The organism is Mesorhizobium ciceri biovar biserrulae WSM1271 (assembly GCF_000185905.1).
Classification (GTDB): Bacteria; Pseudomonadota; Alphaproteobacteria; order Rhizobiales; family Rhizobiaceae; genus Mesorhizobium; species Mesorhizobium ciceri.
The window spans coordinates 2,286,896-2,309,702 of sequence record NC_014923.1; the positions used below are offsets into that span (position 1 = coordinate 2,286,896).

General features: G+C 62.1%; 23 protein-coding genes and 3 pseudogenes. 9 read left to right on the plus strand and 17 right to left on the minus strand.

Annotated features, from left to right (window positions below):
- Positions 1-198: 198 nt before the first annotated feature.
- The 3 genes from MESCI_RS10940 to MESCI_RS10950 all read left to right on the plus strand — a co-directional run bounded on the left by MESCI_RS10940 (position 199) and on the right by MESCI_RS10950 (position 2,331).
- Positions 199-1,092, plus strand: a complete 894-nt coding sequence (locus MESCI_RS10940; protein ID WP_013530016.1) for a branched-chain amino acid aminotransferase — start codon at positions 199-201, stop codon at positions 1,090-1,092.
- A 145-nt stretch (positions 1,093-1,237) separates the two neighbouring features.
- A complete protein-coding gene (locus MESCI_RS10945) occupies positions 1,238-1,555 on the plus strand; it encodes a hypothetical protein (protein WP_013530017.1) in 318 nt (105 codons plus the stop codon).
- Between the two features lie 137 nt (positions 1,556-1,692).
- Positions 1,693-2,331 (plus strand): MBL fold metallo-hydrolase, encoded by a 639-nt coding sequence (locus MESCI_RS10950; protein ID WP_013530018.1) that lies wholly within the window; start codon positions 1,693-1,695, stop codon positions 2,329-2,331.
- Positions 2,332-2,458: 127 nt separating this feature from the next.
- Here the strand turns inward: MESCI_RS10950 and MESCI_RS10955 are convergent, their stop codons facing one another.
- The 3 genes from MESCI_RS10955 to MESCI_RS10965 all read right to left on the minus strand — a co-directional run bounded on the left by MESCI_RS10955 (position 2,459) and on the right by MESCI_RS10965 (position 3,819).
- Entirely contained in the window at positions 2,459-2,890 is a 432-nt protein-coding gene (locus tag MESCI_RS10955; protein WP_013530019.1) for a BA14K family protein, read from the minus strand.
- A 183-nt stretch (positions 2,891-3,073) separates the two neighbouring features.
- Positions 3,074-3,286 carry a cold-shock protein gene (locus tag MESCI_RS10960; RefSeq protein WP_013530020.1) on the minus strand — a complete coding sequence of 71 codons (213 nt, stop codon included), beginning with the start codon at positions 3,284-3,286 and terminating at the stop codon, positions 3,074-3,076.
- 320 nt (positions 3,287-3,606) lie between these two features.
- Positions 3,607-3,819 (minus strand): cold-shock protein, encoded by a 213-nt coding sequence (locus MESCI_RS10965; protein WP_006202520.1) that lies wholly within the window; start codon positions 3,817-3,819, stop codon positions 3,607-3,609.
- A 501-nt stretch (positions 3,820-4,320) separates the two neighbouring features.
- On the opposite strand from MESCI_RS10965, the gene MESCI_RS10970 reads away from it, so the two are divergent.
- Positions 4,321-4,740: a Kazal-type serine protease inhibitor domain-containing protein gene (locus MESCI_RS10970; protein ID WP_013530021.1), complete on the plus strand. Its 420-nt coding sequence runs from the start codon at positions 4,321-4,323 to the stop codon at positions 4,738-4,740.
- Positions 4,741-4,785: 45 nt separating this feature from the next.
- Here the strand turns inward: MESCI_RS10970 and MESCI_RS10975 are convergent.
- Positions 4,786-5,211, minus strand: a pseudogene (locus MESCI_RS10975) (EAL domain-containing protein); the annotation flags it as partial.
- A 195-nt stretch (positions 5,212-5,406) separates the two neighbouring features.
- Between MESCI_RS10975 and MESCI_RS10980 the strand changes: the two are divergent.
- A complete protein-coding gene (locus tag MESCI_RS10980; RefSeq protein ID WP_244514230.1) occupies positions 5,407-7,029 on the plus strand; it encodes a tetratricopeptide repeat-containing sulfotransferase family protein in 1,623 nt (540 codons plus the stop codon).
- Between the two features lie 145 nt (positions 7,030-7,174).
- On the opposite strand, the gene MESCI_RS10985 is transcribed toward MESCI_RS10980, so the two are convergent.
- Positions 7,175-7,528 (minus strand): DUF1428 domain-containing protein, encoded by a 354-nt coding sequence (locus MESCI_RS10985; RefSeq protein WP_013530023.1) that lies wholly within the window; start codon positions 7,526-7,528, stop codon positions 7,175-7,177.
- A 74-nt stretch (positions 7,529-7,602) separates the two neighbouring features.
- The gene (locus MESCI_RS10990; RefSeq protein ID WP_013530024.1) at positions 7,603-8,031 is read right to left on the minus strand and encodes a VOC family protein; all 429 of its coding nucleotides are present in this window, start codon (positions 8,029-8,031) and stop codon (positions 7,603-7,605) included.
- A gap of 237 nt (positions 8,032-8,268) precedes the next feature.
- Here MESCI_RS10990 and MESCI_RS10995 point away from each other — a divergent pair, with 237 nt between their 5' ends.
- Positions 8,269-8,883 (plus strand): glutathione S-transferase family protein, encoded by a 615-nt coding sequence (locus MESCI_RS10995; RefSeq protein ID WP_013530025.1) that lies wholly within the window; start codon positions 8,269-8,271, stop codon positions 8,881-8,883.
- Between the two features lie 16 nt (positions 8,884-8,899).
- Here the strand turns inward: MESCI_RS10995 and MESCI_RS32250 are convergent, their stop codons facing one another.
- From MESCI_RS32250 to MESCI_RS11035, 9 genes and pseudogenes are all read right to left on the minus strand, one after another.
- Positions 8,900-9,058, minus strand: coding sequence for a hypothetical protein (locus tag MESCI_RS32250; RefSeq protein WP_013530026.1), 159 nt, complete (start codon positions 9,056-9,058; stop codon positions 8,900-8,902).
- A gap of 158 nt (positions 9,059-9,216) precedes the next feature.
- A pseudogene (locus MESCI_RS32580) lies at positions 9,217-9,501 on the minus strand (HigA family addiction module antitoxin); the annotation flags it as partial.
- Between the two features lie 12 nt (positions 9,502-9,513).
- A pseudogene (locus tag MESCI_RS11005) lies at positions 9,514-9,792 on the minus strand (type II toxin-antitoxin system RelE/ParE family toxin).
- Between the two features lie 128 nt (positions 9,793-9,920).
- A complete protein-coding gene (locus tag MESCI_RS11010) occupies positions 9,921-11,447 on the minus strand; it encodes an ABC-F family ATP-binding cassette domain-containing protein (protein WP_013530028.1) in 1,527 nt (508 codons plus the stop codon).
- 295 nt (positions 11,448-11,742) lie between these two features.
- Positions 11,743-12,222: a hypothetical protein gene (locus MESCI_RS11015; protein ID WP_164919876.1), complete on the minus strand. Its 480-nt coding sequence runs from the start codon at positions 12,220-12,222 to the stop codon at positions 11,743-11,745.
- 183 nt (positions 12,223-12,405) lie between these two features.
- Positions 12,406-12,741, minus strand: coding sequence for a hypothetical protein (locus MESCI_RS11020; RefSeq protein ID WP_013530030.1), 336 nt, complete (start codon positions 12,739-12,741; stop codon positions 12,406-12,408).
- Between the two features lie 63 nt (positions 12,742-12,804).
- Positions 12,805-15,975: an excinuclease ABC subunit UvrB gene (gene uvrB / locus MESCI_RS11025; RefSeq protein WP_013530031.1), complete on the minus strand. Its 3,171-nt coding sequence runs from the start codon at positions 15,973-15,975 to the stop codon at positions 12,805-12,807.
- A 125-nt stretch (positions 15,976-16,100) separates the two neighbouring features.
- Complete coding sequence (locus MESCI_RS11030) at positions 16,101-17,705, minus strand: DUF2778 domain-containing protein (protein WP_013530032.1); 1,605 nt, start codon at positions 17,703-17,705, stop codon at positions 16,101-16,103.
- 436 nt (positions 17,706-18,141) lie between these two features.
- Entirely contained in the window at positions 18,142-19,407 is a 1,266-nt protein-coding gene (locus MESCI_RS11035) for a hypothetical protein (protein WP_013530033.1), read from the minus strand.
- A gap of 107 nt (positions 19,408-19,514) precedes the next feature.
- Here MESCI_RS11035 and MESCI_RS11040 point away from each other — a divergent pair, with 107 nt between their 5' ends.
- Positions 19,515-20,570, plus strand: a complete 1,056-nt coding sequence (locus MESCI_RS11040; protein ID WP_013530034.1) for a CapA family protein — start codon at positions 19,515-19,517, stop codon at positions 20,568-20,570.
- A gap of 83 nt (positions 20,571-20,653) precedes the next feature.
- Positions 20,654-21,604: a DUF3137 domain-containing protein gene (locus tag MESCI_RS11045; RefSeq protein WP_164747158.1), complete on the plus strand. Its 951-nt coding sequence runs from the start codon at positions 20,654-20,656 to the stop codon at positions 21,602-21,604.
- Positions 21,605-21,617: 13 nt separating this feature from the next.
- Here the strand turns inward: MESCI_RS11045 and MESCI_RS11050 are convergent, their stop codons facing one another.
- Positions 21,618-22,112 (minus strand): YegJ family protein, encoded by a 495-nt coding sequence (locus tag MESCI_RS11050; RefSeq protein WP_013530036.1) that lies wholly within the window; start codon positions 22,110-22,112, stop codon positions 21,618-21,620.
- A gap of 76 nt (positions 22,113-22,188) precedes the next feature.
- Positions 22,189-22,545: a hypothetical protein gene (locus MESCI_RS11055; RefSeq protein WP_164919878.1), complete on the minus strand. Its 357-nt coding sequence runs from the start codon at positions 22,543-22,545 to the stop codon at positions 22,189-22,191.
- A 13-nt stretch (positions 22,546-22,558) separates the two neighbouring features.
- On the opposite strand from MESCI_RS11055, the gene MESCI_RS11060 reads away from it, so the two are divergent.
- Positions 22,559-22,801, plus strand: coding sequence for a DUF1344 domain-containing protein (locus MESCI_RS11060; RefSeq protein ID WP_013530037.1), 243 nt, complete (start codon positions 22,559-22,561; stop codon positions 22,799-22,801).
- Positions 22,802-22,807: the final 6 nt, after the last annotated feature.

A 22,807-nucleotide genomic window follows, 5' to 3' on the forward strand; every position in this document is an offset into this window, starting at 1 on the left:
TCCCTGCAATGGTAATTTTTGACAAGCTTTTGGGCGGATTGCGAACGAAAAGGCAAGGGAAGCCGGTTTTTCCGGAATTTCCTAAGTTTGCCAGAGCGCAATTATCCGCCTACGCTCCACCATAAAAGCCGCTTTGGGCGGCCGACACGAAACACACAACGATACAACTATCCGGGCTGCCGCCCGTGGGAGGTTACCATGGCATCCGTTCCCTTCGATCAACTCGATGGCTTCATCTGGATGAACGGCGAATTCGTCCAATGGGGTGACGCCAAGATCCATGTGCTGACGCACGGGCTGCATTACGCCAGCGCTGTTTTCGAGGGAGAGCGCGCCTATGGCGGCGAGATCTTCAAGCTCAACGAACACACCGAGCGCCTGCATGAATCGGCACGCCTGCTCGGTTTCAAGATCCCGTATTCGGTGGCCGAACTCAACGACGCCTCTTCCACGCTTCTCAAGAAGCAGGGTTTCCAGGACGCCTATGTCCGGCCGATCGCCTGGCGCGGCAGTGAGCAGATGGGCGTCTCGGCGCAGAACAACCGCATCAACTGCGCCATCGCCATCTGGCAATGGCCGAGCTATTTCGATCCTGCGCAGAAGCTGAAAGGCATCCGTCTCGATGTGGCGGAATGGCGCCGGCCCGACCCGCGCACCGCGCCTTCCAAGTCGAAGGCCGCCGGGCTCTACATGATCTGCACCATGTCCAAGCACGCCGCCGAGGCCAAGGGCTATGCCGACGCCATGATGCTCGACTGGCGTGGCCAGGTCGCCGAAGCGACCGGAGCCAACATCTTCTTCGTCAAGGACGGCAAGATCCACACACCCAAGCCCGACTGCTTCCTCGACGGCATCACCCGCCGCACGGTCATCGGGTTGGCCAAGGATCGCGGCCTGGAGGTAATTGAACGCGCCATCCTGCCGGAAGAGCTGGAAAGCTTCGAGCAGTGCTTCCTGACCGGGACGGCAGCGGAAGTGACGCCGGTTTCGGAGATCGGGCCTTACCGATTCGAGGTCGGCGAAATAGCCAAGAATCTTATGAATGACTATTCTGCGGCCGTTCAGCCCAAGCACGCGATCGCCGCAGAATAACGAAAGTCACAGCTTTTTTAAGAAGTAGGGGCGGTTTTCGGGCCGCCCCTTTTATTTCAGCGTTTCTGCATTTGACTTTCGTCCAATTCGGCGTCTCATGATGGTGTCGGCCCGGGAGGCTGACAGCTATGGAGGGACTAATCATATGGACATGAACACGCTTCTTCCGATCATCATACAGGTGATTACTGGCATCATTGGTGGTCAGGCGGTCGGTGCGGCGCTCAAGACGGCGGCGATGGGTCAGCTTCCCAAAATCCTGGGCGGAGCCATTGGCGGCGTCGGTGGTGCGGCGATCCTCGGCAGCCTGCTGGGTGGCGGTGCGGTCGATCCGGCGGCTGCGGCAGCAGCAACGAGCGGTCTCGGCAGCGCGCTGAACCTGCAGAACATCGTCGGCGGCGCCGGCGGCGGCGCGATCCTGACCGCCATTCTCGGTGCGGTCATGGGCGCCATGAAGAAGTAAGCAGGCCGTTTCGGTCTTTCCAAATGGGCGGCTTCGGCCGCCCATTTCCGTTTTGGGGCTACTAACTGTTCGTCTTTCGAGGGTGGACGCCCTTTGTCGGCACCTCTACATCACCCGTGAACATCGAAAGGACGATCATGGGTCAGCTCAATGCCGGCATCGTGCCGGTCACACCGTTCCAGCAGAATTGCACCATCCTGTTCGACATGGATGACAAGCATGGCGTCGTCGTCGATCCGGGCGGCGATATCGACAAGGTACTGGCGGTGCTGAAGGACAATGCGATCTCAGCCGGAGCTATCTGGATAACGCATGGCCACATCGACCATGCCGGCGGTGCAATGGAGTTGAAGGAGGCGCTCGGCGTCGAGATCATCGGTCCGCATGAGGCCGACAAGTCGCTGCTCGACAATCTGGAAAACCAGGGCAAGCGCTACGGCATCGCCGGAGCGCGCAACTGCGTGCCCGACCGGTTCCTGGCCGAAGGCGAGACCGTGTCGTTCGGCGGCCATGTGTTCGAGGTGCTGCACTGCCCCGGCCATGCGCCCGGTCACGTCGTCTACTACAACGGCGCAGCCAAGTTCGCCCATGTCGGCGACGTGCTGTTCCGCGGCTCGGTCGGCCGCACCGACCTGCCGGGCGGCGACCACGCGGCGCTGATCGCTTCGATCAAGGACAAGCTCCTGCCGCTCGGCGACGACATCGGCTTCATCTGTGGCCACGGTCCCGGCGGACGTTTTGGCGAGGAGAGGCGGACCAATCCTTTTTTGACTTGAACCAGGCTCGGAACCGTTGCTGTTTTTCATCAGCCTCAAGCAGACCGTTGACATTGTAGAGACCACAACAAAAAAGCGCTGGCCTTGCGGTCAGCGCTTTTCTGTTTTGGGGCAGGGAAGCCCTTGGTTAGTTGGCAGTGCAGAAATGCTGTTCGCCGTCATTGCCGGTGAACGTGCCGGTACGGGAATTGAAGCTGCGGTAGCGGTCCGAGCAATATTCGTACCAGTCACGCGTCCACGGTTCGGCATAACGATTGGCGTAGACCACCCGCGGCTCCGCATAATAGCGGCGGACCGGGGCCGGGCGCACCACGACGTCACGATCGTAGTAACCGTCATCGTAGTAGCGGTCAGCGTCGGGCGGCGGGCGGTCATTGGCCAATGCGCCACCGATCAGCGCCCCGGCCGCGAGGCCGAGCACGCCGGCGGCAATGGCATCGCCATTGCCATGATGGCCATGATGACGGCGCCAGTCGCGCGCATTGGCGGCGGGCAAGGCCGTGAGCGTGGTGGCGGCCACGGCAGCGGCCAGGACGGCGGTTTTGAAAATTCGGTTCATGTCGGTCTCCTTCGTTCCGGCCCGTGCAGTTTCGGGGATGCGGTCCGGCTTTACCGAAGACTAATATGCGACCGTGGCTGAACGGGGGCTGAACGGATTTTAACGTGTTTATTCAAAACGGACGTCAAAAATCACAGGCTCTCGAGGGAGCGATCTGCCCGGGAGCGCCGGTTCGGAGCCGGCTCAGCCGACCGACAGGTTGACGGCCTTGGGACCCTTGCCGCGCTTATCCGGCTCGGTATCGAACGACACTTTCTGCCCATCCTCGAGGCCGGGAAGACCGGACGCCTGCACAGCTGAAATATGGACGAAAACATCCTTCGCGCCATCATCGGGCGTGATGAAGCCGAAGCCCTTGGCATGATTGAAGAATTTGACGGTGCCGGTCTGCGGCATGGGAAGCTCCTTTGTCCCATAAACTCCAGTCTCGGGCCGGCAAATGCCCGAGTGGAAATTTGTCCTTTATTTTAGCGTCATCGGCAAGAGAAAGTTTTGCGGGCGTCTAAAGCACGTTGCGGCATGCTTCGGGTCTTTGTTTTTATGCAAGTCGTTGCCCAGAACCCGGCCGCTTGGGCGACATCACTGGCCCGCGCCTTCGATAAGGAAAAGGCGCGACGAAGATCGCCGCGCCTTTCAAAATTCAGATCCCTCTCCAGGCCAGGTGCAGGCATGGAGCCTCCGTCGCACGTCTAAGTGACATGCGGCGCGCCGATGGCTCAGGCTGCGCGGAGGTTGACGGCCTTGGGGCCCTTGCCCATGCGGTCCGGCTCGACGTCGAAGGTGACCTTCTGGCCGTCAACGAGCGTGCGCAAGCCGGAAGCTTCGATCGCGGAGATATGGACGAACACATCCTTGGCGCCACCATCGGGCGTGATGAAACCGAAGCCTTTGGTCGCGTTGAAGAATTTAACGGTGCCGGTCTGGGCCATTGGGGAAACTCCTTCACCCGTTCAGTCTTTGGTGGTCCCGCCCGCCGCCTGGCGCAAAGGGCAGTTCCCGGTGGTTGCTTCGGCAGTCATGCATTGGCGCATGGTCAAACCCCCCGCCGAAAACGGGGCCGTCAGAGATTCACAGTATCGGGGAAAGGTCGTCCAAAACGTTCCGCTCTCCGGGTCGCAAATGCCCGAACACGGAATTTATCGCACGGAAACGTGATGGTTGCAAGATACCGCCGCGGGCCGCCGTACTGGCGCGTCCCGACGCATCAATCGACTGACCTGAGCATCGATGGGCTCGGCATAGGCTTGCTTGCCGGCCGGGTCATCGGCCAGAACCGGGCCACGAATGGGCCAGATGTCGAGGTGGCCGAGGAAGTCGACGCCGCCTACAGCCCCAGCGCGTTTCCGACTGAAAGGGCTGCAAACGGGGGTTGCATTTGGCAAGGGAATGGCGAGGATCGGCAACCGGGGACGCGATCGTGGGAGATCATCATGAAATATCTGGCGGCAATCTTTTCGCGGCAGGGTTTTGTCATCCTGTTGCTGTCGGCACTTCTTGCCGCCTGCACCGTCGTCGTCGATGACGGACCAGGGCCGCGTCCGCGTCCGCCCCGGCCGGAACCGCAATATTGCAGCAAGCAGTACGAGCCGGTCTGTGCCCGGCGCGGCGGCGATCGCCAGACCTTCGCCAATGCCTGTCTTGCCGACCGGGCCGGCTACCGCATCGTGCGCGACGGTCCGTGCCGCGACGGTGGCGGCGGTGGCGGCGGCGGCGGTGGTGAAGAGCAGACGTTCTGCACCCGCGAATATGCGCCGGTGTGCGCGCGCCGGCATGGCGAGATGCGCACCTTCCCCAATTCCTGCGAAGCCCGTGCCGCGGACTATCGCGTCGTTGGCGACGGGCCGTGCTGAGAACGCTGCGCCTCGTTGAGGAAGACAATCATCAAGCCGTCGGTTTCACCGGCGACAGTCGGCGACGAACTCGGACGCGGGCATGGGTCTGGCAAACAGCCGGCCCTGGCCGTAGTCGACGTCGCGCGCCGCGAGGTAGTCGGCCTGCGCCTGCGTTTCCCCGCCTTCGGCAACGATCTTCAGCTTTAGTGTCTTGGCCATGTCGATGATATGCGCGGTGACGGAATTGGTGGCGGAATTCGTGCTGATCGTATCGATGAACGATTTGTCGATTAGGAGCGCATCGAGCGGCAGCCCCTCGAGATAGGACAGGCTGGAGTAGCCGGTGCCGAAGTCGTCGATTGCCACTGCGTGGCCAAGTTCGCGGGCACGAACGAGCGTTGAGCGGGCCGAGTTGATATCGATGAACGCGCGCTCCGTGGCCTCGAGCCAGATTTGCTGGGGCCGGATCGCGGTGTGCTGATTTGATCTTTCCGCACCGACGAAAGGACGAGACAGCAAGCGAAGCCTTGAACCTGCGGCGCCGATGGCCTAGATCGCCACAGGCGGATAAAACACGGTAGGTTTCCCATCAACAGAGATCAAAGACGAGCGGCGGGTGCGGGAGCCAGGTCTGGCGCAGGCGGACAGCCGCCGCTGGGCCTCGACCAGTATGTGCAGCAGGCGTTGCAACTGCATCAGGCCGGGCGCCGGCAAGAGGCTGAGACGATCTACCGGCAGGTGCTGGCGCGTCAGCCCAAGCACGCGGCCGCGGCGCATTTCCTGGGACTGCTGCTCCACCAGACCGGGCGCAGCGAAGAAGGGCTGGATCTCATCGAACGGTCGGTGAGCCTGCAGCCGACGAATCCCGATTTCCTCAACAATTTCGGTACGGTGATGCGCGACCTCGGCCGCCCTGCTGCGGCCATCGATTTCTTCCGCGGCGCAGTGGATCTGCGGCCGGACCAACTCGCGGCGCGCGACAATCTCGGCTCATCGCTGAAACAGGTCGGCCAGTTCGAAGAGGCCGAAGAGATTTATCGCGGCACGGTTGCACGCAACCCATTTCATGTGCGCGCCCGCATCGGGCTTGCCGAAACCCTGCAGGAAGCCGGGCGGCTGGATGAGGCGCTGGCTGCCTTCCGCGAAGCGCTGGCGATCCGACCCAAGGATGCCGACCTGCTGCACGGGCTCGGCGTCGGGTTGATGGAAAAGGGCAAGCTCGACGAGGCGGCCGACCTGTTCCGGCAGGCGTTGGCGATCAACCCCGCCATGGCCACAGCCTGGCTGATGCTGACGCAGGTCAAGCGCCAGAAGGAGCGCGACAGCGAACTTGGGGGCATGGAAGCCCAGCATGCCAAGGCGCCGCAGGACAGCCTGGCGCGCATGCAGCTGTCCTTCGGACTCGGCAAGGCGAATGACGATCTCAGGGATTATGGCCGGGCCTTCGACTATTTCGCCGAGGGCAATGCGATCCGCCGCAAAGGCATCGACTACGACCAGGCCAGGACGCGGGCCGAGTTCGAGGCGATGAAGGCCACCTTCGATGCCGGCTTCTTCGAGAAGCACAGGCCCAGCTCAATCAGCGACGACACGCCGATCTTCATCGTCGGCATGCCGCGTTCGGGCACGACGCTGGTCGAGCAGATCATCGCCAGCCATCCGCAGGTCTATGGCGCAGGCGAGCTCAGCATCTTGAAGAAGGCGGTCGGCAGGCAGTTCCCGGCGACCATGCCGGGTGGCTTCCCATGGGGCGTATCGGATACGGGCGATTCGGATTTTGCCGAGGCAGGCCAAGCCTATCTCGACATGCTCCATGCCCGCTATCCGAACATGCGCCACGTCACCGACAAAATGCCGGGCAACTTCCTGCTTGTCGGCTTCATCCACATGATGATGCCGAAGGCCAGGATCATCCACTGCGCGCGCGATGCGGCGGCCACCTGCCTGTCGATCTACAAGGTGCATTTCCGCGGTGACAGCCATCGCTATGGCTACGATCTCGGCGAGCTCGCCGACTTCCACAATCTCTACACCGACATCATGAAGCATTGGCACACGGTGCTGCCAGGCGTCGTGCACGATGTACGCTACGAGGATTTTGTCGCCGACCAGGAAGGCCAGACGCGGGCATTGATCGCCCATCTCGGCCTGCCCTGGGACGACGCGGCACTATCGTTCCACGAGACCGACCGACCGGTGCGCACGGCTTCAGCCGCACAGGTGCGCCAGCCGATGTATCAGGGGTCGGTCGATCTATGGAAGCGCTATGGTGACCGGCTGAAGCCGCTTCTGGACAGGCTGGATTAGCGCAACGCTCTCTAGCTGATCGTGGCCTTAGAGATTGGCCTAAGCACCCGCGTCGTCACCCTAGGGTCTTCACGACGGAGCTTCGCTCCTGCTTCGTCCTAGGATGACGAAGCTGAGGGGCTTCTGCCAATCTGCTACCGGCTGCTCAAAGCTCTATGAATGGCGTGAAGCCACCGAAGATCATGCGCTTCCCGTCGAACGGCATGTCCGCCCAATCGGCCTTCAGGCGCGGATCTGCCATCACTTTGGCCATGACGGCATCGCGGCTCTCCCGCGACTCATAGACGGCCCAGGCGAAGACGACGATCTCGTCGTCCTTGGCCTGCACGGCGCGCGGGAACGAAGTGACCTCGCCATAGGGCACGTCGTCGCCGATGCATTCGACATAGGCGAGCGCGCCGTGTTCCTTCCATATAGGGCCTGCGAGATTGGCCAGCCTCTTGTAGTCATCGAGATTTGCCTTGGGCACGGCAAGCACGAAGCCATCGACATAGGACATTGTGGGTCTCCTCCTGGAAGTTCACAATCCCTCACCGACGCCAGCCGGTGAGGGACTTCGCCATTGGCGATAGATCAGGCTTTCTTGACCGGCGCATTCATCGCCCATTCGACGCCGAACGGGTCGCGCATATTGCCCCACTGGTCACCCCAGAACATGATCTGGAGCGGCACGGCGACTTCGCAGCCGGCATCGACGGCGCGCTTCCACCAGGCTTCGATGTCGTCGCTGCCGAGGTGAAGCTGCATGGTGTAACCCTGCGGCTTGACGGCAGGCATGCCGTTTTCGGGATAGAAGTCGGAGAGCATCAGCGTCGAGCCGTTGATGTGGAGGTGGATGTGCATGGTGCGGCCTTTTTCGTCCGCCGGATAGGCAAAGACCTGCTCGGCACCAAAGGCCTTCTTGTAGAATTCGGCAGCCTTGAAGGCGCCATCCAGCTGCAGATAGGGGGTCAATCCGCCGAGCACTTTGGCCGCGGGCTGAACGGGGGTCTGATCGGTCATCTGTTGTTCCTCTTTGCGTTTGGCCTTGCGAGCCAAAGGACGGATGAGGTGCCGGCGGTCCTACATGGCCGGCAGATTTTTTTGACCGACCGGCCCTGGACAGGCCACGCAGCCGCAGTTGGACGAGAGGCGTGAAACGAACTTGCGTCGACCGCGCCCAATCAGAGCGCAATTCTCTCGGCTCGCAGGCTAGAACAGATGGATCAGGCGAACGCCTCTTCAAATCCTGGGACGACAATGATCCTCTACTATCAGACCCACTCACCCTTCGCGCGCAAGGCGCTCGTCTTCGCCCACGAGGTTGGCATTGCCGATCGGCTGGAGGTCATTCATCACGAGACCAGTCCGACCTTGCGCAATGCCCGCGTCTACGCCGAAAACCCGCTCGGCAAAGTGCCGGTGCTGTTGCGGCCCGACGCGTCGCCGATCTTCGATTCCGATGTCATCTGCGCCTATCTCGACACGCTGCATGACGGTCGCAAGCTGCTGCCGCAGGACGGCGAGGCGCGCTGGCAGGCATTGCGGTTGCAGGCGGTCGCCCAGGGCCTGGCGCAGACGGGTATAGCCTTGCGCTGGGAGACGGAAAGGAGACCCGAAAAGTTGCGCTATGGTGCTCTCGCCGACGGATACCGGAAAAAGATCGAGGCGAGCTACGACTGGATCGAGAGCACGCTGGACGACGAGGCGCCGCTCCATATCGGCCACATCGCCTTGGCCACCACGCTGTCCTGGATGGCGTTCCGTCACCTTCCGCCTTTTCGCTCACGGGCACTGCTGACGCGCTGGTTCGAGGCTTTCGAAAAACGCGTATCGATGCAGGCGACGCCGCTTTCGGGCGATACGCATGACTGACTGGCGCCCCGCGAGGTCAGGGGCGGCGGCCGTTTTGCGCATCGAAGACGTCCGGAAACCCGATATCCTTGCGCAGCGAGGCAGGCAGTGAACGCAGGACGCGTTCGCTGCGGTGACGAGCGCGCGCTGCCGCATACCGGGTTGCGATGCGACCGATGGACGAAAGAACCGACATGATAATTCTCCCTGGGTTGGGCCGGCATCATCGTGTCGGCATCCCAAGGACGCGACGGGCTGAGGCTATCCGACAGACCGCCGAGATTTTTTTATCGCTAGCTCCGCAGCCTGCTTGAAGCGGGTTGTTGCTAACGCGATTACTTCAGGCCGCGGTTGTAGACGTTCGATTGTTTCAAGATCGGCCTTCTTCGCCTCTCCCTCTACGGCGAGGTCGTAGCTCGCCTGCATATTCATCCAGAACTGCGGCGTGGTTCCGAAGAACTTCGCAAGGCGCAAAGCGGTGTCGGGCGTTACCGGTGTCGTCTCGCTGGCCAGGCGCTCGATGCGTGTGCGGGGCACATGCAGCTTTTTGGCCAGCGTGTAAGGCTTCAGATTGAGCGGCACGAGATATTCCTCACGGAGAATTTCTCCGGGATGGATAGGTGGGTTGATGTTCAGCATTTTGAACCCTCTTCAATGATAGTCGGTGATTTCAACATCCTCCGCTTGCCCTTCCACCCACCAAAGCAGACGCGGAATTGATCGTTGATGCGGATCGAATGCTGGCCCGCACGGTTACCTTTCAGCGGCTCAAGCCTGTTGCCGGGAGGTCTTCAGATCCGACAGTTCGGCGGCGTTGTCGATCATGAACAGCTTCCGCTGGGCTGAGCGGACAAGGTCCGATGGGAAGCCCTTCGGAGCCTTGCCGTTCGAAACGGCTTCGCTGGTCTTGTCTTTGAAGGAGCGTATCATCTTGTCGACCCGAGTGGCGTACCATGGCATGATACGCTTCGGAAGTCAAGAAGACGTCTCGTAACATGATACGAAACTCCGGCCTGCGCTCGACAGGCCGGAACTTCATCGGCAGTTTTGTTCACCGATTAGCCAGCGCCCTCCGCCACCGAGCGGAAGAAATCCTCTGGGTCTTCGACTTCGGTCAGCCGCCGTTTCTCGATCAGCCAGAAGCGGTTGCCGATGGCGCGGATGAAGGAGCGGTCGTGCGAGGCGAGCACACAGCTTGCCTGATGTGCCAGCAGTTCCGCTTCCAGGGCTTCCTGGCCGTCAATGTCGAGATGGTTGGTCGGCTCGTCCAGCAGATAGAAGTTGGGATTGGCGAGCCTCAGCGCCAGCATCATCAGCCGCGCCTTCTGGCCGCCGGACAGCGCACCGATCTTTTTCTCCTGCATCTCGATGACCACGCCGGCGCCTGCCAGCAGCGAGCGGGCACGCTGCTCGCCGACATCGTAGCGGCGCGAGACCAGCATCAGCGGCGTGTCGTCGCCGCTGATGCCCGACAGCGCCTGGTCGCTGTAGCCTAGCACCGTCGACGGCGTCACCTTCACATTCGGCACCGTGTCCGGTTCGACAATGGCATTGCGGATCAGGGTGACGAAGCGCGACTTGCCGACGCCGTTGCGGCCGAGCAGCACGATGCGGTCGCCCTGGCAGATATGGCGCTTGCCGGTTCGAAACAGCGGGGTGCCGTCGGGTGTTTCCACAGCCGCGTCGTCGAGCGTGATCAGCACCTTGGCGTGGGTGCCGCGATTGGCCAGTTTTATGGCACCCGCCGACTTTTCGCGGTGCGCCGGTGCGGCCGCTTCTTCCAGTTTTTCGGCCCGCAGGTTGAGCTGCTTGGTCTTCACCGTCAAAAGGTCGCTGCCCGAATTGATGCCGATGTTGTTGAGCTTGGCCGCCTGCCGGCGCAATTGCTGCGCCGCCTTCATGTCGCGCTGGAACTTGCGCTCGGTCGAGGCGTCGACGTCGTCGAGCGCCTGTCTTGCGCGGGAGTAGGGCAGGGCAAACACCGGCGACTGTTCCGGGCGCAGGAATAGGGTCCGGTTGGTGGTGGCGTCGAGGAAGGCGCGGTCGTGGCTGGCGATGACGACGGGCACCTCGCGCGGCAGCGTGTTCAGCCAGGTTTCGAGCTGGCTGATGCGGACAAGGTCGAGATGGTTGGTCGGCTCGTCGAGCAACAGCACGTCCGGATCGGTGACCCAGACGCGTGCGATTAGCGCAAGCCTCTGCCAGCCGCCACTCAGCGCCTGCATTGGCCGCTCGCGCATCGGCTCGGGCACGTCGAGTGAATCCAGAACCACGTCGACACGCCACATCTCGCTTTCGGCCTGCTCGGACGGCAAGGCATCCGCCACCACCTGCCGGAACGTACGGGTGAGAAGGGCCTGGGCAACCGACTGTTCGACATGACCGACGCGCAGGCCGCGCGTGCGGGTGATGTCACCGGAGGTCGGCTCAATCCCGCCGGTCAGACATTTCAGCAAAGTCGACTTGCCGCGGCCATTGGCGGCGACAATGCCGAGCCGGTCGCCGGTGCCGATGGTGAGGTCGAGATTGGCAAACAGCGACGCACTCATGGTGACGCCGAGGGATTTGAGGCTGATCAGGGCCATTTTGATTTCTCTGGTCTTGCCGGAGACTACTCCGGTCCACTTTGACGGTGCGCTTTCCGGCCATCAGGCTCGGCATTACGCACCACGAAGGGCAGACCAAAAAATCGAAGCGGGAAAAACCCGGACCGTCCCTGGTCAGCCCTGCAAGCTAGCTCGCAGGGCAGAAATCGGGCCACGCTGACGATGGTGACGAGAAAAATCAAACACGTGAGCCCTCCTTTCGAGACGTTCGAGTGTGGGGAGCGATTACACCAAAGGCGGGGCGGATGGCAAGTAGATGCTCTGCGGGCAGGCCTTAATCTCGCGGGCGGATTACCCAGTCACCCTTAGTTCGCTGGATTTCCTGCGGTGTCAGGAAGTGAAACTCCATCAGGATCGGTTCTTCCGGTCCCTTGAAGAAATGAAGCTCGGCGTGGGGGAGCACGAGCCGGCGGACAGTTTCAGATACGCTTTCCACCTTATATTCCTCGGCTTGCAGTCCTAGACCTGCGAGGAGCGTCCTGGCGGCCGAAATCGTCATTGCCGGGCCAAAGCCATCGAGATCGATTTGGCTGTTGCCGCTCCATTTCAAAGGCAAAGGCTTGGGGACATCAGGCATGTGCCAAAGTTTGATGCTGATGCGATGGACGCGTGCTCGATTGCGCCTGGTCAAAATGTCGATTTCCAGATCGCCATAACCTAGAAGAAAGCCGCACGGCTGATCCTGATAGACATATAGCCATTTAGGAAAGCCAAGATGTTTCTGGACCCGACCGAGATCAGCTCCGGCCCGCAAAGGCGTGTCCTTGCTGCCTAAGATTAGGGGGAGGATATGGAGTTTGCCTCGCTGTCGCATCGATCAAACCTTGGTTGGCTGGATATCCCGTCGCGGGAGCATATTCCGCCTGCCCTGACCATTGTGCTACCCAGCTGATTGGGCCCAGCGGATTAATTGAGCTTCACAGGTCAAGGGGCCGGATCAGACAGGTCTCAAGTAGCCGCCGCTTAGTCCATATTCTTTGTTGAGATCGAGTAGGAAATGCCCGAACACCGCGCTTCTGCCGAGATCGACAACGATCACAAGCAGGGCGTTGAACCTGCCGGTGCCAATCAAAACTTGATCAAACCGGTTTTGAACGTCCCGGTAAACATAATGGACGTCGTTCAAATAGGGCACGCCGACTTCGTCCAGATTTAGCGCGTCGACATAGGACCATATGTCTACGACAGCATTCGCCGTCGCGGTGATATTCGTCATCGGCTCGGCAAAGCAAGCCTTGAACTCCTCTTCATCAAGTCTGCGAACGACGACCATCACTCATTCTAAGCGGCGGCATCTGAAATCCGCAACCGATCGCAGGCTCGATGCTGCAGCTTCCTACCGTCCCGGCCGTCCCGTCTTCCCCGGCCGGCGTTTGTCGCGGCGGGCGTCGCCTGGATCCTCGTATGAGCCGATGCCGGCGCGCTGGCGAACGATTGGCTTAGCGGAATCGTCGCGTTCCTTCGCGCCTGTCCTGCCGGGCATTTCCCCCACTTGGGGGGAGATTGACTGCGGCTTGGCCGGCACTTTTCCTTCGACCGGCTTTTCCGTCCGCCGTACAGTCATTTCATCGAGCGAGTTCTTCTTGAACAGTGGCTTGGTGACGTCGCCGGGAATGCCGAAGTCGGAGCCGTGCGCCTCTTCGGCCGACTGTTTCTTGAACAGCGAGCGTGACACCGCGCCGGCCGGCGTCGGCATGTCGGTACCTGGACCCATGTCGTCGATCGAGGGTTTCGAAAACAGCGGCTTTTTCACCGGCACAGTGCCATCGGCGCCCATCTCGTCGAGATCAGGCTTGCGGAAGAGGTTGGGCCGGGCAGCCTTGGCTGCCTCTTCGGCGGCACGCGCTGCGTCGAGCTTGCGAAAACGCTCCTGTTCCTCTGCTGTACGATGTTTGGCCACGCCCTTGTTGTGCTTGCCCTTTTCGCGGCCGGAGGCCGGGCTTTCCATGTCGGCGTATTTGGCCAGCGGGTCTTCGGAGATGGACAGTTCCATCTCACGCAGGCGCTTGATTTCGTCGCGGATGCGGGCCGCCTTCTCGAAGTCGAGATTGGCCGCGGCATCGCGCATCTGCTTTTCCATCGCGTCGAGATGGGCCTTGAGGTTGTTGCCCATCATGGCGCCGGCACCGTCGGTGAACTGCGAGATATCGGCGCGGACGTGGTCCTTCTCGTAGACCGAATCGAGAATGTCGGAGATGCGCGACTTGACCGATTCCGGTGTGATGCCGTTGGCCGCGTTCCACTCCATCTGCTTTTCGCGGCGACGGTTGGTTTCGGCCATCGCCCGTTCCATCGAGCCGGTCACCTGGTCGGCATAGAGGATGACCTTGCCGTCGACGTTTCTGGCGGCGCGCCCGATGGTCTGGATCAGCGAGGTTTCCGATCGCAGGAAACCTTCCTTGTCGGCGTCGAGAATGGCGACGAAGCCGCATTCGGGAATGTCGAGGCCTTCGCGCAGAAGATTGATCCCGACCAGCACGTCGAAGGCGCCGAGGCGCAGATCGCGCAGGATCTCGATGCGCTCCAGCGTATCGATGTCGGAGTGCATGTAGCGGACGCGGATGCCCTGCTCATGCAGATACTCGGTCAAATCCTCGGCCATGCGCTTGGTCAGCACGGTGACCAAGGTGCGGTAGCCGGCCTTGGTGGTATCGCGAATCTCGCCGACGACATCGTCGACCTGGCTCTTGGCCGGGCGGACCTCGACCGGCGGATCGATCAGGCCGGTCGGACGGATGACCTGCTCGGCGAAGACGCCGCCGGCCTGTTCCATCTCCCAGGCGCCAGGGGTCGCCGAGACGGCGACCGAAAGCGGGCGCATGGCATCCCACTCCTCGAAGCGCAGCGGCCGGTTGTCCATGCAGGACGGCAGACGGAAGCCGTATTCGGCCAGCGTCGCCTTGCGGCGAAAGTCGCCGCGATACATGCCGCCGATCTGCGGCACGGTGACATGGCTTTCGTCGATGAAGACCAGTGCGTTGTCGGGGATGTACTCAAACAGTGTCGGCGGCGGATCGCCCGGCTGGCGGCCGGTGAGATAGCGCGAATAGTTCTCGATGCCGGCGCACGAGCCGGTGGCTTCCAGCATTTCGAGGTCGAAGCGGCAGCGCTGTTCCAGCCGCTGTGCCTCAAGCAGGCGGCCGGCGCGTTCGAGTTCGACCAGCCGGTGCTTGAGCTCTTCCTTGATCGACTTGATCGCCTGGTTCAGCGTCGGGCGCGGCGTCACATAGTGCGAATTGGCGTAGATCTTGACGCTTTTCAGCTCGCCGGTCTTCTGGCCGGTCAGCGGGTCGAATTCGGTGATCTGCTCGATCTCGTCGCCGAACATCGAGATGCGCCAGGCGCGGTCTTCCAGGTGGGCCGGGAAGATTTCGATGGTGTCGCCGCGCACGCGGAACGAGCCGCGGACAAAGTTGATGTCCTGCCGCTTGTACTGCTGGGCGACGAGATCGGCGAGCAGCGCGCGCTGGTCGAGCCGGTCGCCGATCTGCATCTGGAAGGTCATCGCCGTATAGGTTTCGACCGAGCCGATACCGTAGATGCAGGACACAGAGGCGACGATGATGACGTCGTCGCGCTCAAGCAGCGAACGCGTCGCCGAGTGGCGCATGCGGTCGATCTGCTCGTTGATCGAGGATTCCTTCTCGATGAAAGTGTCGGTGCGCGGGACGTAGGCTTCCGGCTGGTAATAATCGTAGTAGGAGACGAAATACTCGACGGCGTTTTCCGGGAAGAATTTCTTGAACTCGGAATAGAGCTGCGCGGCAAGCGTCTTGTTCGGCGCCAGGATCAAGGCAGGGCGCTGCGTCTCCTCGATCACCTTGGCCATGGTGAAGGTTTTTCCTGAGCCGGTGACGCCGAGCAGCACCTGGGTGCGGTCGTTGTTATCGACGCCTTCGACCAGATCCTTGATCGCGGTCGGCTGGTCGCCGGCCGGCTCGAACTCCGACACCATCTTGATGGCGATGCCGCCTTCGGATTTTTCGGGGCGGGCAGGGCGGTGCGGCGTCCACAGCACGCCGTCCTTGTGCAGCGGATTGCCGGATTCGATCAGCGCCGACAGTGCCGCCACCGTCGCGGTGACGCTGCCCGAGGCCATGGTCTCGGCGTCCTCCAGCGAGATGTCGAGGCCGGCGACCGGATTGAGCCCGGCTGCCGTGCGCTCCCTGGCTGACGCCGCGCCACCCATCGAGGTGCCGCGCGAACTGCGCCCCGGCGAGCTTGAGCGCTCGGGTATCTTCTTCGACGGCTTCGGCGATTTGCCGCCGTCACCCTTGGCGACAAGACGTCCTTCGTTTTCGGCTTCCTGCTCGATCTGCTCGGCCCAATCCGCGATCGAACCGGTCAGCGGCGTGCCAGAGAGCTCCGGCTGCGGCATCTCGGCGAAGCCGCCTTTGTGCAGCGGCTCGGAGGCGTCGAGGAAATCGGTCAGCGGGCTGCGCCGCTTCGGCGCGGCGCGGTCGTCATTCGCCGTCGGCGGCGTTTTCTGATCGGGAGATTTGGCCATGTCCCGAATATGGGATTTCCTGGCCAAAATGGAAAGAGCGCGGTGGGGAGAGGCGTGCCGGACAGCGCTGCTCCTGACAGCAGGCTGTCAGGAGCAGCGGGAAGGCGCCCGAAAGCCTCTTGTCGTTACACGCCCCTGGCGGCTGATGCGACCTGCGTCGCCGACCCGTTCAGGCGCGGCACCACGACGAGGCGTTTGATTTTGCCCTTCTTGAAAGCGGCGAGGAAGCGCGCATAGTCCTTGAAGGCGACGCAGCCGCTCGACTGGGCGTAGCGGCCCCGGAGCAGGTAGGTATGGGCCAGCAGGCCGTTGCGATTGTATTTGTTGCGGCCATCGACCGGTGTCAGGCGCAAGGCCTCCACTCCGTGGAAGCGCGACTCGCGCATCGACAGATTGTAGGTGTTGGGCGGCGTCGGTCCGCGATTCTTCTGGTCGGCATAACGCGGCTGGTCCGCCATGGCGCCGATGCCTGAATGCGCCTCGAGCCTCGAGCCGTCAGGCATGTAGACGGTCGCGCTGCTGATGTCGTACACGGCGACGCCATTGCCGGCTCCGCTCCTGGCGGCTGGCGAGTTGAAGAGGTTCCTGAACGCCTTGCCAAGGCCGCCCGACGGGGTGTCGGGCTTGGCATAGGCCAGCACATCGCCGCCATCGGCCGGCCGGCCTTGCCGCGTCGGTTTTGCCGGCTGGGCCTGCTGGACCGTCTCGCGTGCCGGCTTCGGCTGCTGAACGGATTTCGGCTGCTGGACGGACTTAGGCTCCTGCTGGACCACTTTGGGCTGCGGCGCGTCGAATTGCGGACGCCGGGTCGGCAACGGCACGTCGTCGGTCAGAGCGTCCGGCAGGGAGGCGGCATCGCCGGGTTGATCCTGCTGGGTTTCGACGGGTGAAACCACGACATCGGCTGACGATTCCTCGATCGGCAGCGGTGAGGCGAACGCCTCGTCATTGGCCGGCAGGGACTGCACCAGAGCAAGCGCCAACTGCGAATTGTCCGGCGTACCGGATTGGGCAAAGCCCATCGGCGGCGGTGCGGTCTGAACGACCACCGAGTCGGTATCCAGCCGGGCGAAACGTTCGGCCGCCGGAACTGGCATGTTATCGGACAGGCTGGCTGTGACCTGGACGGAGGGCACCAACGACGCCTCGGCAATTCGCGGTGCGACTGTGGAGATCACCGGGCGGGTGTTGGCACTGGCGGCAGGCTTTCCGGCGTCGGCAAAGGCAGCGGCCAGCTTCATCGGCGAAAGCGACGCTTCCATGCGTTCGAAGCGCTCCTGCGCCTTCGACTTCACGGCGGCGGACATCGGCTTTGCCTGCGCTACAAGACGTTCGGATTTTTCCGCCCGCGCGCTTACCCTGGCCAGCTTGAAACAGCTGGCGCCGCACTGCACCGAATGATCATGCAGGGCCTGAGTGCCGCCATTGGCGTTGGCCAGCACGAAGGGTGCTTTCAAAAAGTGCTGTTTCAGCGGATCGGCAAGTGCGAGCGATCCCGGTGTCGACAGTGTCTGGGGCAGGCCAACCGAAGTTGCCGATAGAGAGGCGCCGACGGAACTGAGGCCAGCCATGGTGCCGATCAACCAAAGGCCGATGGCGGTGCTGACGCAAGGCAGCGCGACCCAGCGGGCCACCCGGCCAGCGTTGAAGGAAGGGGAACGTGGAGCATCGACGAACTCGCCGCCCTCACGCTGTCCCCGGTTTTTTTTGTGTGTACTCAACAACGCCATGCAACCAATCTCGCTTCAATCGGTTTCCCCGTACTGGCCTTGAGAGCCGCGACGACCATTCTGTGAGTGATCCCAGGTGGTCCCCGACGCGTTTGCCGCGTCTGTAGTTGGTTGCCGATTGCTTCAAAATATGGACAAAGTTGGTTAATCAATTCCTCTCAAAACCAACGACGAGATGTGGATTTTGGCCAAATCAGCCTTCGTCCACGGCCAGGAAAGTGGTGTTGTCGCCCTTCCGACCTGGTTTTGCTGCCTGTTTTTGGCGGCCGAGTCAAGCAAAACAGCCACTGCTAATTTTTACGCAGCGCCTCCGCGCGGTGTATGCAGCGAACCGACTGCCGGCAGACCTGCCTACAAAAGGCGCGCGTGTTTCCGGTAAAACTGTTGCCTGCTATGCTAGATTTCTCGCGGGAAGGCGGCCTCAAACGGCCCACCCTCAGTTGAACCAAAGCGCAAACGTCAAAAACCCGCCGCCGCCGAACTGGCGCTGGATCTGGTCGAAATCGTCGCTGGTCGCGAGCTCGCCGCTTTGGAGGTAGGGCGCGATGGCCGGGCCGGTGATCGACAGCACGAGATCGAAGTTTTTTGGCTCGTCGAAGAAGCGCTTCATGTTGATGCCAAGCCCAGTACTGGCGGTGACGCGGAAATGCGGCAGCAGCTTGCGGCCCTCCAGGAGATCCTCGGCCATGGTCAAGGCGGCGAGCCAGGCCTGGACCTGCTCCTCGCCGACTTCGAGGCCGGTGAGCGGGTTCTCGCCCTTCTGCTGCGGTCCAGGCAGCCATTCGCGGTCATTGTCGGTCTCGGCGCGGATCGCCTTCCAGTCCTCGCGCGACAGCCGGATCATTTCCAGCAGGTGGCGGCGCGCTGCTTGCCGGCGCTCCGGTTCGATCACCGGCCAGTTGACGAGATGCACCATCGAGATGAAATCGGCGATGCGCCATTCCGAGGAGAAGATGCTCGAGCCCATGTCGCCGGCCGGCGGCACCAGAATATCCTGCAGCGGCAATTTGGCGCGCGGGAACAGCATGTGAAACGAGCCGTCGAAGGTGCTCCTGAAATCATGCGCAAGCCAGAAATCGGCCTGCGCCATCAGGAACTCGGCATAGCCCTGCAGCCAGTAGCCGTCGGCGCGGTCGAAGCGGAAGGTGAGCGTGGGGGCGGCGGCGTCCGACGAGATACCGCCGCGCGAGAGTGAGGCGATGATCGCCGCCATGCTCTCGTCCGGCGCGATGGTGCCGTCCTCGTTGAGGTCGATGCCGGCATGGGTGAGATCGATGACCATGCCGATATCGGCATCGGGCGGCACCGAGGCAAACGTGGCTGCGGATTTCTCCAGCCGGTCACGGAAGCCGACCAGGATGGCGCGGAACTGCTCGTAAGTGAGCGGCTCGGGATTGGGATTGTCGGGCACCGGCAACCGCATCAGCGGCAGCATGAAGGATTGCGGGCTTTCGAAACCATGACGGTGCAGGCCGGTGGCCAGGATCTCCAGTGCGGTAAAGAACTCGCCCGCCCCGGCCGCATAGGCGGATGCCGGGTCTTTTGGCGCGGCAGCCTCCAGCGTCGAGAGAGCGGTGTCGCGCGCGGCCACGGTCTTCGCCTCAAACAATGTGGTTGCCGCTTCTGGCATTGCCGCCGACGCGGAAGACAGCGGCAGGAGCAGAATGAAAGCGGATGTCAGCAGGCCTGCCAGTCGTGTCATCTTTTCCCCCCAATGTTTGTCGCGCAGTGCAAACATACACCATTTGCAGCGTCGCGCTTCAACCCGCCCCGCGGACGGTCTACACAGGGCAAACAATTGGGCATCGCGTGTCGAATTATCCGTTTTCCTACAAGCTGTCCTGGCTGCCGCGTTTCCTGAAGCCGTCACTGGCCGGCGACGCTCAAGACTTTGCGCCGATGGCCGGGACGCTGATGGATCCACCGCCGAAGCAAGCGGTGCGGCTTGCCTTTGTCGGCGACATCTCGGCGGTGGCCAACCGCAGCGCGCCGGATTGCGATCCGGCGATCAAGGCGCTGCTCGGCGCTGCCGATCTGGTGATCGGCAATTGCGAAAGCCCTGTTGTGGACAGGCCAAGCGCGGTGCTGGGCACAAGGCTCGGCACGCATCATGCGATGAGCGAGCCGTTCCTGGCCGAGGCGCTGACGGCGGTTGGTGTTGCGCGCGAAAAACTCGTGCTGTCGCTGGCCAACAACCATGTGCTGGATCAGGGCATCGCCGGTTTCGACGAGACAATCGCGGCGTTGCTGCGGCTCGGCATCCGCACGATCGGCCTGGCCGACGGTCCGGTTGTGCCGATTCAGGTTGGATCGCTTGATATCGGCTTCGCCGCCTTCACGCTGTGGCGGAACGCCGATGAAAAACTGTTTGCCGGGCGCGTTTCGATGGACAGCGATCCGGCGAACTGGCCACCCGCTGGCTTGGACCTTCTCTGCGCCGTGCCGCATTGGGACTGGGAGTTCCGACATTTTCCGCGCGACGGGACGCGAGCGCTGGCCAGGCGGCTGGCCGGGCAGGGCGTCAGGCTGATCGCCGGCCATCATGCCCATGTCGTGCAGCCGGTGGAAAAGATTGACGGGACGATCGTCGCCTATGGGCTCGGCGATTTCCTCGGTACCGCCTTTGCCCGGCAGCCATGGCCGGGCCGCATCGGCTCTATCCTCATTGTCGATGTCAGTGCCGATGCCGGTACGCGCGGCAGGATCGCGTCTTACCGGATGCATCCCTTCATGCGCCTGCGCGCTGGCGACCACGAGCGGCTGGTGTTGGTGGAGGCTTTGGAGGGCCGAATGCGTGACAGGGTCGCGGAGCGACTGAAAGCGGTCTTCCCTTCTCCACCAACCGATGAAGGCGTTCCCGCTTAACCATCTGGCGGCCCTTGCAAAACCAACTATCATGCTCCCGCAGAGGCAGGATTGCGGGGGTAGCGGTGGAATCAGCGGATTTCATGCCGAGTGAAACGGTCATCGCCGGCATCCGGAAAGACATCGAGGCCTATGAAGCGGCGAGGGCTTCGGCGGTCCGGCAGGTGCGCTGGCGGGTGCCGGTGTTCGTGGGGCTGGTGCTGGTGGCCGTGGTGCTGGTCGCCTGGCTGTTCAACAAGGTCGCCGACCCCAACGAGCAATGGGTCTCGACGCCGCATGTATTTCTCTATGTGATCGGCTTCGCGGCTTCGATCCTGCTCTATTTCCAGGCCAGGAAACCGGCGACGCGGCTGCAGCAATCGTTCCGCGAGACGCTGCTGCCGATCATATTCGGCTTCATCGCCGACATGCGCTACCAGCATGGCGTGACGCCGAATTCCTTCGACCGGTTGCCGCGCACGGCGGTTGGTCCGTTCAACCGGCAGGCGTTCGACGACATCGTGGCGGGCCGCTATGAGGGGTTTCCGTTCGAACTGTACGAGGCGCATCTGCGGGAAGGGTCGGGCAAGGGCTCCTCGACCGCCTTCCAGGGCGTCATCGTCGCTTTCGAGACCATCGCGCCGTTTCCCGGCATATTGGTGGCGACGCGGCGGACCAACGCGGTGATCAGCTTCTTTCGAGGCATATTTGCCAGCAAGCTGCAAGAGCTGTCCAGCGGCGATGCTTTGCTCGATGCCGCCTACGAGTTCCGCACCGACAATCTCGGGGCGGCACAGCCATTGGTGAGCGGCCGGCTGGCGCAGGCGCTGAAATGGCTTGGCGAAACCTGGCCGGACGACCCAGCCCGCGTCGCGCTCAACGGCAGCGATGGTTTCCTACTGTTGCCGCAGACGAAGAACTTCTTCGAGCTGCCGGATATTTCGGTGCCGCTCGACTACAGCAGGCATGTCGCGCCGATGATATCGGACATGGGCGCGATGCTGGCGACGGCGGCACTTGTGCGCAAGATCGGCGCGAAGGACGAAGCGGGTTGATCGGGCTGCGCTTTCAGCACTCGAAGCCGTATTTGTCACGCATGTAGTCCGCCTCTTCTTTCGACATTTTGTTGAACATGACGCACACGGTGAAGCTGCCGACCTGACGTCCGCCGCGTGTGTATCCCCAGTCGGAAATATCGTCCCTGGTGAATTCTATGTTCTGGCCGAGGACGACGTTGTGCACTTCCTCCGGCTGGTTTGCCAATATGCCGACAAATCCGGTTTCGGTGCGGCGGAACGGTATGACCCAGAAGTGTTCGGTGACGTTGCCGTCCCGTACCTTGACCTTCAATTTGAACCTCTCTGTGTCGGCGGGAGGCGCCTCGGACAGTGCCAGGAAGTCGTCCAGGCTGGCGAGCGCCTGCGCGGTGGCCGCTGCCATCTCTGGGTCGCCGGGAGTGAAGATAATTGTTTTGTCGTCGCCCGGATCCGTGGCTTGTGCGCCGGCCAATCCTGGAGCAAGCGCCAGCATCAGGGACATCGCAGTCCGGACTGCAAGCTTCATGGAAGGCCCCCCTTCATGTCAACGGTCGACACCATCCCGCATTCGACGTCGGTTTGCAACCGTAGCGCGAGTTTGATCAGCGTTGGCGTGGCGGTTTTTGAACTGATCCGCGAAACAAAATGTGTATCGACGATCGGTCAGCGCTCTGTTTCGTGATGCCGCCCGAGATGGATTGCGGCGGCTGCGTGGTGATCGAAAGCCGGCCGTCACAATCGGCCAAGTGACTCTTTTCGCGGACAGAAGTGCGTTCATTGGGGGAGCCGAAGCGGCCTGAAATGATCTCGGTCGCAGATAATGTGTCGGAATTAAGCCTATGATATTGTTTGCGAAAATTCACCCAACGTGATTTGCGGAGGGTGCGCTTTCCGTCCAGTTTCAGGCCGTCCGGTGCTGTCGTTTCCCAAGGCGGCGGTCCGGAAAAGTGAAACAGCACGGAGTGCTTACCAATGAAGAAGACCCTCGCAACCACCGCTGCTCTGCTCGCCTTCCTCGGCACCGCTTATGCCGCGACCGTTCAGGGCACCATCCAGGCCGTCGATCCGACGACCAAGTCGATCACCCTCGACGACGGCAAGATCTACCAGCTGTCGCCCGAAGCGACGATCGGGAAACTGAAGGTCGGCGCCAAGGTGGCGGTGACCGTCGATGACAAGACCGGCATCGTGACGTCGATCAAGAAGGCCTCGTAAGGCGTC